At 57.5% G+C, this 13,329-nt stretch carries 15 protein-coding genes; 7 read left to right on the top strand and 8 right to left on the bottom strand.

The features are described from left to right. Nucleotides 1-64 precede the first annotated feature (64 nt). The 3 genes from AC07RZ_RS13160 to fahA are packed head-to-tail and all read left to right on the top strand — an operon-like array spanning nt 65 to nt 4,048. On the top strand, nt 65-1,420 hold the full coding sequence (locus AC07RZ_RS13160) for an MFS transporter (RefSeq protein WP_494668231.1): 1,356 nt from the start codon (nt 65-67) through the stop codon (nt 1,418-1,420). A gap of 29 nt (nt 1,421-1,449) precedes the next feature. Further along, a complete protein-coding gene (gene hmgA / locus AC07RZ_RS13155; RefSeq protein ID WP_494668230.1) occupies nt 1,450-2,766 on the top strand; it encodes a homogentisate 1,2-dioxygenase in 1,317 nt (438 codons plus the stop codon). Nucleotides 2,767-2,776: 10 nt separating this feature from the next. Continuing rightward, entirely contained in the window at nt 2,777-4,048 is a 1,272-nt protein-coding gene (fahA, locus tag AC07RZ_RS13150; RefSeq protein WP_494668229.1) for a fumarylacetoacetase, read from the top strand. Between the two features lie 66 nt (nt 4,049-4,114). Here fahA and AC07RZ_RS13145 read toward each other — a convergent pair whose 3' ends face one another. The 8 genes from AC07RZ_RS13145 to AC07RZ_RS13110 all read right to left on the bottom strand — a co-directional run bounded on the left by AC07RZ_RS13145 (nt 4,115) and on the right by AC07RZ_RS13110 (nt 10,202). Further along, nucleotides 4,115-4,606 carry an Hcp family type VI secretion system effector gene (locus AC07RZ_RS13145; RefSeq protein ID WP_092401171.1) on the bottom strand — a complete coding sequence of 164 codons (492 nt, stop codon included), beginning with the start codon at nt 4,604-4,606 and terminating at the stop codon, nt 4,115-4,117. Nucleotides 4,607-4,932: 326 nt separating this feature from the next. Continuing rightward, a complete protein-coding gene (locus AC07RZ_RS13140; protein WP_494668228.1) occupies nt 4,933-5,316 on the bottom strand; it encodes a type II toxin-antitoxin system HicB family antitoxin in 384 nt (127 codons plus the stop codon). A gap of 7 nt (nt 5,317-5,323) precedes the next feature. Continuing rightward, nucleotides 5,324-5,506, bottom strand: coding sequence for a type II toxin-antitoxin system HicA family toxin (locus tag AC07RZ_RS13135; protein WP_494668227.1), 183 nt, complete (start codon nt 5,504-5,506; stop codon nt 5,324-5,326). Between the two features lie 250 nt (nt 5,507-5,756). Further along, nucleotides 5,757-6,821 (bottom strand): purine-nucleoside phosphorylase, encoded by a 1,065-nt coding sequence (locus AC07RZ_RS13130; protein ID WP_494668226.1) that lies wholly within the window; start codon nt 6,819-6,821, stop codon nt 5,757-5,759. Between the two features lie 143 nt (nt 6,822-6,964). Next, nucleotides 6,965-7,867 carry a lipid A hydroxylase LpxO gene (lpxO, locus tag AC07RZ_RS13125; protein ID WP_144739135.1) on the bottom strand — a complete coding sequence of 301 codons (903 nt, stop codon included), beginning with the start codon at nt 7,865-7,867 and terminating at the stop codon, nt 6,965-6,967. Nucleotides 7,868-7,900: 33 nt separating this feature from the next. Then, nucleotides 7,901-8,089, bottom strand: coding sequence for a hypothetical protein (locus AC07RZ_RS13120; protein ID WP_494668225.1), 189 nt, complete (start codon nt 8,087-8,089; stop codon nt 7,901-7,903). Nucleotides 8,090-8,256: 167 nt separating this feature from the next. Continuing rightward, the gene (locus tag AC07RZ_RS13115) at nt 8,257-9,945 is read right to left on the bottom strand and encodes a DUF2334 domain-containing protein (RefSeq protein WP_494668224.1); all 1,689 of its coding nucleotides are present in this window, start codon (nt 9,943-9,945) and stop codon (nt 8,257-8,259) included. Next, nucleotides 9,942-10,202: a hypothetical protein gene (locus AC07RZ_RS13110; RefSeq protein WP_494668223.1), complete on the bottom strand. Its 261-nt coding sequence runs from the start codon at nt 10,200-10,202 to the stop codon at nt 9,942-9,944. Before AC07RZ_RS13110 ends, AC07RZ_RS13115 begins: the two co-directional genes overlap by 4 nt. 531 nt (nt 10,203-10,733) lie before the next feature. On the opposite strand from AC07RZ_RS13110, the gene AC07RZ_RS13105 reads away from it, so the two are divergent. The 4 genes from AC07RZ_RS13105 to wecB all read left to right on the top strand — a co-directional run bounded on the left by AC07RZ_RS13105 (nt 10,734) and on the right by wecB (nt 13,320). After that, the gene (locus tag AC07RZ_RS13105; RefSeq protein ID WP_494668222.1) at nt 10,734-10,988 is read left to right on the top strand and encodes a hypothetical protein; all 255 of its coding nucleotides are present in this window, start codon (nt 10,734-10,736) and stop codon (nt 10,986-10,988) included. A gap of 115 nt (nt 10,989-11,103) precedes the next feature. Further along, entirely contained in the window at nt 11,104-11,376 is a 273-nt protein-coding gene (locus AC07RZ_RS13100; RefSeq protein WP_494668221.1) for a hypothetical protein, read from the top strand. Next, nucleotides 11,327-11,947 (top strand): type II secretion system protein N, encoded by a 621-nt coding sequence (locus AC07RZ_RS13095; RefSeq protein WP_494668220.1) that lies wholly within the window; start codon nt 11,327-11,329, stop codon nt 11,945-11,947. The genes AC07RZ_RS13100 and AC07RZ_RS13095 overlap by 50 nt, the downstream gene beginning before the upstream one ends. A gap of 182 nt (nt 11,948-12,129) precedes the next feature. Next, on the top strand, nt 12,130-13,320 hold the full coding sequence (gene wecB, locus AC07RZ_RS13090) for a non-hydrolyzing UDP-N-acetylglucosamine 2-epimerase (RefSeq protein WP_494668219.1): 1,191 nt from the start codon (nt 12,130-12,132) through the stop codon (nt 13,318-13,320). The last annotated feature ends 9 nt before the right edge of the window (nt 13,321-13,329 follow it).

The raw sequence follows: 13,329 nt of genomic DNA, 5'->3' as shown, positions 1-13,329 counted from the left end.
AAAAGGATGATAATGCCAAAAACCAGATCGTATTGATACGACGCCAACTTCTCAGGAGACACGCATGGCCGTCGCGACAAACAGCAGCCCGATAGACATTCCCGCCTTGATCGACCGCAGCCGCATCGGCGGCTTCCAGGTCGTCATGCTCAGCCTGTGCGCCATCTGCCTGATCATCGACGGTTTCGACGTCCAGGCCATGGGTTACGTGGCGCCCGCCATCATCCAGGAATGGGGCATCGCCAAGGCCAACCTGGGGCCGGTGTTCGGCGCCGGCCTGTTCGGCATGCTGCTCGGTTCGCTTGCCTTCAGCATCCTGGCCGACCGCATCGGCCGCCGCCCGGTGCTCATTTGCGCCACCTTGTTCTTCGCTGCCTGCATGCTGCTCACGCCGCTGGCCGCCACGGTAGAGCAGCTGATCGTCCTGCGTTTCATTACCGGCCTCGGGCTGGGCGCGATCATGCCGAACGCGATGGCGCTGGCCGGCGAATACAGCCCGCTGCGCAAGCGCGTCACCCTGATGATGCTGGTGTCCTGCGGCTTCACCCTGGGCGCGGTGCTGGGAGGTTTGCTGTCGGCGGCGCTGATCCCGCGTTTCGGCTGGCGGTCCGTATTCCATGTCGGCGGCCTCGTGCCGCTGGTGATCGGCGTGCTCATGGTTTTCCTGCTGCCGGAGTCGATGCAGTTCCTGGTATTGCGTGGAAGAAGACTGGAGCAGGTCGGCAAGTGGCTGCGCCGCATCGATCCCGATGTCGTTATCAGCGAGGCTACCCGCTACGTGGTCAACGAAAAAGCCGGCAAGGGTGCGCCCATGCTGCAGCTGTTCCAGGAAGGCAGGGCCAGGGTCACGATCCTGCTGTGGATCATCAATTTCATGAACCTGGTCAACCTGTATTTCCTCTCCAACTGGCTGCCGACCATCGCCAAGGACGCCGGCCTGTCCACCGCCACCGCTGTAATGGCCGGGACCACCCTGCAGATAGGCGGCACGCTCGGCACCCTGATCATGGGCCAGCTGATTGACCGTTCCGGCTTCCGCCGCGTGCTGATCCCGGTATTCCTGGTGGCCGGCCTGGCGGTGTTCCTGATCGGCCGCCCCGAGATTTCGCTGCTGTTCCTGTTCGCCAGCATCTTCGTCGCCGGCTTCTGCATCGTCGGCGGCCAGCCGGCAGTCAATGCGCTGGCCGGCACTTACTACCCGACTACCTTGCGCTCCACCGGCATCGGCTGGAGCCTGGGCGTCGGCCGCATCGGTTCCATCGTCGGGCCGGTGCTGGGCGGTGAGCTGATCCGCCTGAACTGGCCCAACAGCACCATCTTCATCGTGCTGGCGGTGCCGGCGCTGGTGTCAGCCGCGATGCTGGTGCTGATGCAAGAGACTTCCCGCCGCAGCAAAGCGCAAGCCGTCGTTGCGCATTAAGATCAGAACTTGAACCAAGGATGAAACCCATGGAAAACGCGCTCCGCAGTCAGCTCCATTACCAGTCCGGATTTTGCAACGACTTCGCCAGCGAAGCCTTGCCCGGCGCCTTGCCCGCAACCCAGAACTCGCCGCAGAAAGCGCCTTACGGCCTGTATGCGGAGCAGCTGTCCGGCACCGCGTTCACTGCGCCGCGCGCGCACAACCGGCGCTCCTGGCTGTACCGCATCCGCCCGGGCGCGATGCACCACGCCTTTGAAAAAATCCAGCAGCCTCTGCTGGCCAGCGGCCCTTTTACCCAGTCCGATACGCCGCCCGACCAGCTGCGCTGGAATCCGCTGCCGATGCCGGCCGACGGCCAGGCCGTCGATTTCATCGACGGCATCGTCACCTTCGCAGGCAACGGCGATGCTGCCGCCCAGGCCGGCGTGGCGATCCATCTGTATGCGGCAAACCGCTCCATGCACGACCGTTTCTTTTACGATGCCGACGGCGAACTGCTGATCGTTCCGCAACAAGGACGCTTGCTGGCCCGCACCGAACTCGGCGTGCTGGAAGTCAAGCCAGGCGAAATCGTGGTGATTCCGCGCGGCATGCGCTTCCGCATCGAACTGCCGGACGGCAGCGCGCGCGGCTATATCTGCGAAAATTACGGCGCCGCTTTCCAGCTGCCGGAACTGGGGCCGATCGGCTCCAACGGCCTGGCCAACGCGCGCGATTTCCAGGCGCCGGTAGCCGCCTATGAAGACCGCGAAGGCGAATTCCAGCTGCTGGCTAAATTCGGCGGCCGGCTGTGGGCTGCGCGCATCGACCATTCGCCGCTGGACGTGGTGGCCTGGCATGGCAACTACGTGCCGTACAAATACGACCTGGGCCTGTTCAACACCATCAACACGGTCAGCTACGATCATCCCGATCCGTCGATCTTCACGGTGCTGACTTCACCCTCGGATACGCACGGCACCGCCAATGTCGATTTCGTGATTTTCCCGCCGCGCTGGATGGTGGCCGAGCACACGTTCCGTCCGCCATGGTTCCACCGCAACGTCATGAGTGAATACATGGGCCTGATCCACGGCGCCTACGACGCCAAGGCCGACGGCTTCACGCCCGGCGGCGGCAGCCTGCACAACTGCATGAGCGGCCACGGCCCGGACGCCGCCACTTTCGACAAGGCATCCAGCGCGGCATTGGCGCCGCACCGCATCGACAATACAATGGCCTTCATGTTTGAAAGCCGCTACGTGATCCACCCTACGCCCTATGCACTGGCGACGCCGCTGCTGCAGAAAGACTACCTGCAATGCTGGCACGGCCTGCAAAAGCATTTCACCGGTCAACCCTGAGAGAAAAGACATGATGCAAACCAACGATCCTGCACTGAAATCATTTATCCCGGTTGCGCCTGAATCGCATTTTCCTATCCAGAACCTGCCGTTCGGCATTTTCAGCAACGCCGCCAATCCGGCGCCGAGAGTAGGCGTAGCGATCGGCGACCAGATCGTCGACCTGGCTGTGCTGGCCGAAGCGGGTTTGCTGAGCGCCGGCGCCGACGTGTTCCGCCAGGCCGCCCTGAATCCATTCATCGCGCTGGGCCGCGCAAGCTGGCGCAGCACCCGGGCCGCGGTCAGCGAGCTGCTGCGCGAAGACAACCTGCAACTGCGCGACAACCAGGCCCTGCGCGCCAAGGCGTTGGTTGCCCAAGAGCAGGCAACGATGCACCTGCCGCTGGACATTCCTGGCTACACCGATTTTTATTCGTCCAAGGAACATGCGACCAACGTCGGCTCCATGTTCCGCGATCCGGCCAATGCGCTGTTGCCCAACTGGCTGCACATCCCGATCGGCTACAACGGCCGCGCCAGCTCGGTAGTGGTCAGCGGTACGCCGCTGCGGCGGCCGATGGGTCAGCTGAAATTGCCCGATGCCGACGCGCCCATCTTCGGCGCCTGCCGCAAGCTCGATTTCGAACTGGAAACCGGCTTCATCATCGGCCAGCCGAACGCGCTCGGGGAACCCATCGACATCGCCGATGCGGAACAGCATATATTCGGCATGGTCTTGCTCAACGACTGGAGCGCGCGCGACCTGCAGCAATGGGAATATGTGCCGCTCGGCCCGTTCAACAGCAAGTCGTTCGCGACGTCGATTTCACCGTGGGTGGTCACGATGGATGCGCTGGAACCATTCCGCGTCGCCAGCCCGGCACAGCAGCCGGAGCCGCTGCCGTACCTGCAGCAGAGCGGCAAGAACGGCTACGATATCGCGCTGGAAGTTTCGCTCAAGCCGGGCGCAGCCGCGGCGGCGCAAACCATCTGCCGCACCAATTTCAAAGCGATGTACTGGACCATGGTGCAGCAGCTGGCGCACCACACGGTTTCCGGCTGCAACACCCGCATCGGCGACCTGATGGGCTCAGGCACCATCAGCGGCAGCACGCCGGAATCGTTCGGCAGCCTGCTGGAACTGACCTGGAACGGCAAGAATCCGCTGGCATTGGCAGACGGCAGCCAGCGCAGTTTTATCCAGGATGGCGATGAGGTGGGGATGACCGGCTGGTGCCAGGGCGATGGCTATCGCGTCGGTTTCGGCACGGTCAGCGGCAAGATATTGCCGGCGCGCGGCTGACAGGAATGCTGGGGATAAAAAAAGAGCCGTGATCGCCACGGCTCTTTTTTCTTGTGCAGCGTCGTATCAAGCAACCTTGTTGGTCGACAGATCCCAGCCGCCCGACGTATTGCCGCCCGAACCGCCGGCGATTTTTTGCTGGGTGTATTTCCATTTGACCTTGGAATACTTGAGGCTGACGGTTTCAGTCAGCACGCTGCCTTCCGTGACGGATGGCGCGACGTCGGAAATCAGCAGGTTTTCCAGCTCGATCTCGAAATAGCGGATGCGTTCGCCCTTGCCGTCGGCACGCAGGAATTCGAACTTGGCCTTCGGGATGGTCTTGCCCGACGAGCAGTTTTGCAGCAGCAGCGGCGAAGCCAGGTCAGCCAGCTTGGTGATCACGATATCCTTGTGCTCGCAACGCTCGGCCGTATGGCCGCCGCCGGTGGATGCGGTGGCCGATTTCGGCTGCAGCACTTCCCACTGCACCGATTTGCACTCGATCCAGTCTTTATGGATGTCGTCGGTGGATTCCCCTTTGATGCCGTCAATTTGCAGATATACGTCGATTGCCATGGTTTTGCCCCTTAGTTTAAAAGTGAAGCCCGGTTGACGCTGCTGGCCCCGCTGGAGAGCGGAGTGAAACTGGAAGTCCATCAAGTGGAATGTGTGGCCTAAATGCGGAACTGTCGGATAGACCTCAGTGGTCCGCGGCACATCGGGAATCGATGGAAAATAATTCCGAAAGGCAATTTTAAACCATATTTTTGACGATATCTTCGGTCTTCGATACTAAATAAGATTGCTGTTTCGTCTACATTTCGGTTTCGAGCCTTGGCTATGCAGTCCGAATGGATTGATGTCACGAGGACGCCGCCGGGGGAGGTAACTACCTGCGGAACTTATTGAGCCATTGCCTTCAGCGCGGCCTGGGCCAGGAATCCCGATCGGGTCAGTTGATGCGACTTGGCGAAAGCATCGATCTCCCGCAAGAGGTTTTCCGGCAGCGAAATGTTGAGCCGTACGGGCTTGGTGTTGATTTTCGAACGGTCGATATCGACCAGCATCCAGAAACCGCCGGCGTAATCCGCCGCATCCTTCCATTCCTCGATGGATGACGCCTCGGGGATATGCGCTTCACCCTCGTACATGGTCGCAGCAGCTTCCTGCGCCATTGCCGGAAGATCATTCAATTCGTCGGCGGCGGTAAATACGCCGGGCAGATCGGGGAAGCGGGCGCCATAAGCGCTATCGCTATCCTTCCATACATAAAGCGGATATAACATTTCGTCCTCATTTCAGTCCAGCGTGTTTCAGGATGCTCTCGGCTGTTCCCAGCGGAAGGTCTTTCTTCGGATGCGGAACAATTACCGACTTGCCGCTAATCGGGTGGCGGTATTTGTGGTGGCTTCCGCGTGTGGAAACATGTTTCCAGCCGGTAGTTTTCAATTGCTTGATGATGTTTGTGCTGTTCATATTATCATACACAAAATTACACAATTCAATAATAATTTTGTGTATTTTTGTGTAACAACGATTCATGTTAAGTAGTTGGAATTGAGAGGACTTCGAGTACTTAAATGTCATGAAAAGCCGGCTTTCGCGATAGAGGCAAAAGTCTGAAAAACAGCTGCGGAATTGCGTGCGGGCTCGATAGCATGGAGAAAAATCTCCAGGCGTAAAAAAAGCCGCCAAACAAGGCGGCTTGGGATCTGCGCAGAAATGCTTACCGGTGCGGCACCCCATCCCGCCACTCACCCCAGTGCGTCACGATATCCTGCACCAGCGGATTCCCGGCACGGTACAGGTTCTCGGTGGCTGGCACGAAGCCGCCCTGGTCCGCATAGTTGAGCAGGTTGTCGGCGCTGGTCTGCCCCTGGTAAGGCCGGTCGAAATCCGACCCGGTGCGCAGAGCCGCCACGCGGTTCAGGTCCACCCGCTTGATGCTCGATGCGCGCTTCAATGCTTCAAAGGTTGCATTGTCTTCCTGCGCTGTCATGCAATACACACCCTTGTTGTCGGTGAGGATCTTGGTCCATTCGCGCGCGCGTTCGCCCAGCAGCGTGCCTGACCACCAGGTGTTGCCGGAAGCGATGTCGCACTGGACTACCGTCGGCGGCTGGTTGGCCGGAGCGTAACCGAACTTGGAGCGTGCTACCTGCGCCTGCGCGCTGTCGGCCAGCACTACATTGCGCGACAGCGCAAACGCGGCGTCGGCCAGTTTCGGATTCAGCTGGAATACTTCGTTGCGGTAGTCGAGCGGCGGTTTTTCGGTCGGGCTCTTGGTGTTGATGCCGAGATAACCGGTTTTCCAGCCGGCCGGGATTTCGCGCGCATCGAGTTCCCACTGGATGCCGAAATCGACCAGGTACTTGGCCCAGGCTGCCGAACCGACAGTACCGCGCGCCGGATCGACGCCGGCGATGCCGGAGATCAGGAAATAGGTATGGCGCAAGTCGAAGCGCTGTGAAAACGTCAGCGCCATGATCGACGCCGAGGCATTGGCGTAGCCCATGCCGGTGGTGATTACGCAGACATCCTGCTTGTTGCAGTTAACGTTCGGATAGTCTGGCGACAGGCCCGGCACCGCGACGGTTTTCCACGGGCCGAGGCGGTCCAGCCAGGCTTGGCCCTCGGGACCGAACATGGTGATGATCATCACCTTGACCGGGCGGTTTTGTGCATTCGATTCGGCCAGTCCGTCGCTGCCCCTGTCTTGTGCGATCGACGGGCCGGTGGCGCAGGCGGCAAGCGATAGAACGGCGGTGGCGATAAGCGAACGAGTCATCATGGGTTTTCCTTGTGCAAAGTAGGACCTGTAGTCTACCTGTGAAAGCCAAATATTGTTACTGCAACACAACATTTGCGGGCTATATGCCAGGTGTAAAAAAGCCGCCCGGAGGCGGCTTGGCCAAATGCTGCCGGGCCAGCGGTTCAAAGATAAATGATGGCCAGCACCACGCCGATGATCAGGCCGAACTTGATGCACATGTACAGCGGCTTGCTGAACTTTTTCAGCGCGCGCCGGTATTGGCCGGCGGCCCAGACGAAGCGGAACAGCTTGTTGATGCCGCCGGTTTCGTCGCCGGTTTCATTGGGCGACGCGGCGGCGCTCATCATGTGGCGGCCGAGCCAGCGGTTGATTGCCTGCGCCCAGCGGTAGCGCATCGGCCGTTCGATGTCGCAGAAGATGATGATGCGGTTGCTGTCGCAGCCGTTGTGCGCCCAGTGGATGAATGTTTCATCGAACACCACGCCCTGGCCGTCGCGCCAGCTGTAGCGCTGCTGGTTGACTTCGATGAAGCAGCGGTCGTCGTTGGGCGTGACCAGGCCCAGGTGGTAGCGCAGCGAACCGGCGAACGGGTCGCGGTGCGGATTGAGGGTGCCGCCGGGCGCAAGTTCGGCAAACATCGCGGCCTTGACGCTCGGTGTGCTGCGCAGCAGGGCCACGGTCTTGGGGCAGAATTGTTCGGCCGAAGGATGGCTGGCGTCGTACCATTTCAGGTAGAAGCGTTTCCAGCCGGCCTTGAAGAAGGAATTGAAGCCGGCGTCGTCGTTCTTTTCCGCGGCGCGAATCTTTTCCAGGCCGATCAAGCCTTTGGCTTCATCGCGTATGGTTTCCCAGTTGTCTTCCAGGATCTTCAGGTCGGCGAAGGTGCTGGTCGGCAGGTAGGGCGTGTTGGTCGGCACCTTGGAAAACATGTACATGAAGATGTTGAGCGGGGCCATGATCGACGAATGGTCGAACAGCTGCCGGAAAAACGGCAGGCGCGCCTTGCCGCGGAAATGCACGTACAACACCGATAAAAGGAAAATACTGACTACTGCCCATTTCATGAAAATGTGCTCCGTTACAAATAAGCCGCCATTTTATCTCTTTTGCGCCTGTTGTCCGTTATCCAAGCCGTTTGTTACCCTGGCTTGTTGCGCAGGAGAGTGTTTAGGGAAGCTGCGGCCATCATTGCCGCAGTCAATATGTTCCGATGTCGTAAAGATCAACAGGGCACCCGGTACTTTGAAAAGAAGAATGAAGATCGTTTCTTCAATCTCGGGACACATGCTCCTCCTGTCCACCGAAGCTGTGAAGGATGCCGGCGTCAAGCTCTTCGACCAGCATGTCTGGAGCCTGCTCGAGCAGGCGTCCAAGATTCCCTGTTTTTTGATGAGAAAGCTGAAATGTCCCGCCTGCGAAAGGAACCGACTCCTTTGGCAGGCGGATGCATGGCTTACGGATGTGCGACTGTACTGGCGTCAGTCCAGGTGTAGCCCAATGTCGTAATGCACTGAATTATGTTTTTGAAGTCGCTGAATCCGGTCGTAACCAACGGCGCGAGCGACGACTCCAGCCAGAACGGGTGAAAGAAGAAAGATGCGAATCCATCTCTTACCACCGTGGCATATTGGGCATTAAGACAAATATCCTGCCAAGTGTAGACAACATTTGAAAACGGATCGATGGCGCTGATATTGTATTCGACATTCCCCAGATTTTCCGGCACGTTCCACTGGCCGTAGTAGTCTTGTTTGATGACGTAGGGGAAGAACTGTCCAACTGAAAAATCCTTACCCACGGCCGCCGTAAAATTAGGGATGTCGGAGGTGTAATAGACAGCGCGCTGATAGGTTGTGTTAAATGCTAGCGGCACAGCCTTCGTGCTCAGCGGCGATGCCTGATAATGCGGAGTCTCCCAGGCAAATGGTTTGGCGTAACCGTTATTCTTGAATTCTGCCAGCCCAGCCAGGAGACGTCCCAATGCCCATGGCGAGAATAGCGGGATGATGCCGGAAGTGACCGCGTCTTCGGCCACCGGGGTATTTGCCACGGCATTCCAGAATTCAAAATCATCGGCGCTGACGCCTGTATTTTTATTCCGCATTGAATCGTATTGATGCGTATAACCATGCATCAGAATTTTCCCGCCTCGCGCTAGCGCGTAATTCAACGATGTCTTGAGAGTCCCGGCCTGCGACAACGGTACTTCTTCTCGAACCCCGCCGTTGTACACGCCCAAAGGGTCCAAATAGTGTGGAATAGTCGCAATCGAAAATGGAATGCGTTTGCTGAACAAATAGTCCGACAGTGTTTTCATTGTGCCGAAATTGACCAATGCATCGACATCTTCCAGCCGTACCAGAGCTTTATGGCTTACCGGTTGATTGTCACCGAGGATGTCGTGCAATATATCGCACAGGACCAGATAGCGGTCGCGTGGGCCGATGTATGACAGTGGCATGTCAGCGAAATACCAGAAATTGCCGGAGCGGATAATATACGGCGCCTGCGCGGACGTCTTGCTGTTTGTAATCGTTACCAGCGTCTGTGCCTTGGCGGTATCGATGACCTGCGTGATGCCGACGTCGGGATCGGCGTTGACAGTGTTGCTCGGAGCATCGTAGGCATAGTACTTCACCATCGACTGACCCTTGTAGGAGACGGTGTCGAAGAAACCCGGCGTCGGGTTGCTCGAACTGGGCGGCGCATTCAATCCCTGCAAGCCGACAAAGCTGAATCCGTAATGGGTATTGAAATTGTAGGCCGTGTTCCATGCGAACTGCCACAGGTTGTATTTGAACCAGACGACGGTTTTCTGCGTGGCATTGACGTCGTTAAGAAATGCCGCCGGAATCGGATTGTTATAGTACGACCCCAGATAGAAAGTGGCCTGATAGGACTCCACTTTGCCGGCGGTATAGTTTTGTATCGGCACCAGGTCGACGGCACTGTTGAAATGTCCAATCAGATTACGCAGCATGATGGCGTAGGCAAATCCCAGCTTCTCATACTGATCAGGGGAAGGGGCATCGTACACAATCAATACTTTTATCGGTGTGGTCAGGATTTGCGCCGTTGCTGGCGACGGGTTAAGCAAAAACAGCTCGGCGATCAGTACGAAAATAGCTGCAATCTTTTTCATGATTGGCCACCTGCTTTTCCGGTTTGTTTACGCTCTTCATCATCGCTGGATTTATTCTTCTTGACGTCGCCCTTGTGATGATGGCCGTGCTGGATGTCTTTTCCGGGCACCTGGCCCGGCGTGACCACCGTGTCAAAAACGGGTTTCGGAGGAGGGGGGATGTCGACATTGCCCGCATTGGCGGAGGCAGCAAAACCAATTGCCGCGCCGATGCCCGCCATGAAAATGCGCAACGGCGTTTTACCTGTAGCTTTCATGATTTCTCCCATTGAAGATGAGTACTTCAGCGCCAGCCTTCTCGTTAAGTCGGGCTGGGATATCGCATCCGGGAACTAGCAATGCAAACTTTGAATGTGGGATATTGCTGACCGTCTCGCATGACGTTGCTGTTTGATTTCGTGCGCGTCAAAACAGTGCGGAGAAAATGACGAGGAAGGGGGGCAATCGACCTGCATCCGAGAGTTTTCTTGACAGCAATCATGATCCGTCTTTCTACGATGCAATCTCGGAATGAAATAGAAAACGCGCCAATTCTTTCTCATGAGAATGGCCGTTTTCGTACCGTGGAATGTTAGCTTAAAGTATAGACGAAAGTGCCATTTTAACTAGGGCTCGATGCGACATCTTGCGCAAAAAAATGTCGTCTGAATTATTGTTTTCCGCGGGTAATAAACCTGCTTTTCTCTGAAATAAAATTTGGAGTATGCTCGTCATGACGACAACACCTGCGCACCAGAATTCCACAAATCGATGAAGGGCAAGCAGGCTTGTTGCTGCATAAAAATAGAATGGCAACTGGAAAATATACGGCGCCATTTTTAATCGGGAAGCAATTGAGTGATGCAATATTCCCGCTGTCCAACATCGCTGCGCGGCTGTCACGCAATGTGGCTTTGCACTGGTCGAAATCGTGGTTGGCAGTGGCGCTTATGGAGATACTTGGCTGCGCTGATTGTTTCCAAGTTGATGGAGGCACCGATGATGCACGGATTCTCGCAGCCCGCCGGGATATTGCGACCTCGATGCAGGCGCTGAAAATATAAAAGCCGGCAATATCGCCGATGCACTATCGCGCTGCAAGCTGACTAATTCGAGTATCGACGGCGTTGTCGGCCTGGATGAAATGGCGATCTTCAAGCGCCTGCCGGCAGCTTGCATTTGCCGCTGGATCTGGCCGTCGCCGTGGCCGATTTTTTCGAGGCGCTTGCCCGGCAACAAGGAGATCTCGGCAACCGTCAATCCGGAACCGGTGGCGTTTCCCGCCAGCTCTTCTGGGGCAATGGCAAGGTCCGCATGTGCCGGGCGGCAAGCGGCACCATGTCATTGATCATGCGCGAATCCAACCATGGCGCGATGCTGTGGACCAGGGAGCAACAGGAACATGGGCGGCTATTTAAAAAGAATTATCGGCAAAAATATGCGCCGCCATAGCGCGCGCATGCCAGCGCTCGTCAGCCTGGTTTTGTTCATGCTGCTATGTGCCTGCGCCGCGTACTGGGGCATGACGTTGCTCAAGCCGCCGCTACGTGCAGAGGCACCGCCGCCGCAAGCAGAAGCGCCACAGATTGATATTTCTCAAGCGGCCGGATTGTTTGGCGGCCATGAAAGCGTGGCTGCCAGCAACTACCGGCTGACGGGAGTGGTAGTAGCGCAAAATGCTGCGGAAAGCGTGGCTATCCTGAGCGCAGAGGGCCAGCCAGCGCAAGTGGTCCGGGTTGGCAAAGAAGTGCAGCCGGGAACCGGCATCAAGGAAGTGCACAAGACCTATGTGCTGCTGTCGGAAGGCGGCATCCTCAAACGGTTAATCTTGCCCGAGCATGCCGAGAACAAACTGGAGGCAGCGTCAGCGGGTCCGCCTGCGGCGCCGGTGCTTCTGCCTGCGGCTCCACCTGACGTGCCAGTGGCTCTACCTGCGGCGCCAGCGATACCGGCTGCGACGTCTGCGCCCCCATCCGCAGTGCCTGCGACACGACCCGGGAAGCCGCATCATGCCGGCCGTTAATTGTTTTTATTGAGTTAAAACAAAGCATTTGCACAAGCAACGCTTGTTAGAAAGAATTCTATTGGCAAAAATTACATTCATCCTATAAACTGACTTCAGCGTAACAATGAGTAACAAATAAATAATTACAGTCATTCTCGCGGCAATGGCAGCATTGCATGTCTGATTCATAAGGGGGACTTATGAAAATTCTCTCCATATTCGGCACCCGTCCGGAAGCTATCAAGATGGCGCCGGTACTCAAGAGTCTCGCATTAGAAGCAGAAATCGAATCCCTTGTCTGCACCACCGGGCAACACCGCAGCATGCTGCGGCAGGTACTGGACGTTTTCGAATTGCAGACCGATTTCGACCTGGACCTGATGGTGTCGAACCAGACATTGAATGGCCTGAGTTCCCGTCTTTTCGCGTCACTCGATCCCTTGATAGAGCAAGTAAAGCCGGATCGCGTGCTGGTGCATGGGGACACGACGACGGCTATGGTGGGCGCGGTTGCTGCGTTCCATCGCGGGATCCCGGTTGCGCATGTCGAAGCCGGACTGCGCACGGGCAATTTGAAACAGCCCTGGCCTGAAGAGATGAATCGCAGGGTGGTCGACGTCGTCAGCGACTTGCTGTTTGCGCCAACTGACGGATCGAAACAAAATCTATGCAGGGAAAATCTGGCCGGCAAGGTCTATATCACCGGCAATACGGTGATCGACGCCTTGATGGTTTCCAGTACGCGGATTTCGCTTGACGACGAATTGCGCGCCGGGCTCGATGCGCAATTCCCCTTCCTCCAATCGGGCCGCAAGATTTTGCTGGTTACCGGCCACCGGAGGGAAAATTTCGGGCCAGGATTTCAGAATATCTGCACGGCGCTGGCCGAGCTGTCCGCGCGCGCCGACATTGACATCGTCTATCCGGTGCATCTCAATCCCAATGTGCAGCAACCGGTGTTGGCTGCCCTGTCTCATCTGTCCAACGTACACCTGATTGCGCCGCTGGATTATCTCTCGTTCGTACGTTTGATGCAGCGCGCGCATGTCATTCTCACTGACTCCGGCGGCGTCCAGGAAGAAGCGCCGTCCCTGGGCAAGCCGGTGCTGGTGATGCGCGACGTCACCGAAAGGCCGGAGGCGGTTCTCGCAGGCACGGTCGAACTGGTGGGCACCGAGGTGGAGCGCATCGTTACGGCTGTCCACCGGCTGTATGACGATGAAGCCGCATGGAGGTCGTTTGCCCAACACCACAATCCCTACGGAGACGGCTACGCCTCGCAGCGCATCGTGGCAGCGCTGCTCAACCGGACCGTAACGGAATTCGCCGCGAAGCCGGAGGTATCGCATCAGGTCGCAGCAGATGGTCAAGAGGATCCCGTAGTCATCTAGTTTACATGT

Source organism: Collimonas sp. GW821-FHT07E08 (assembly GCF_059418905.1).
This window is presented reverse-complemented; position numbering and strand designations above follow the sequence as displayed.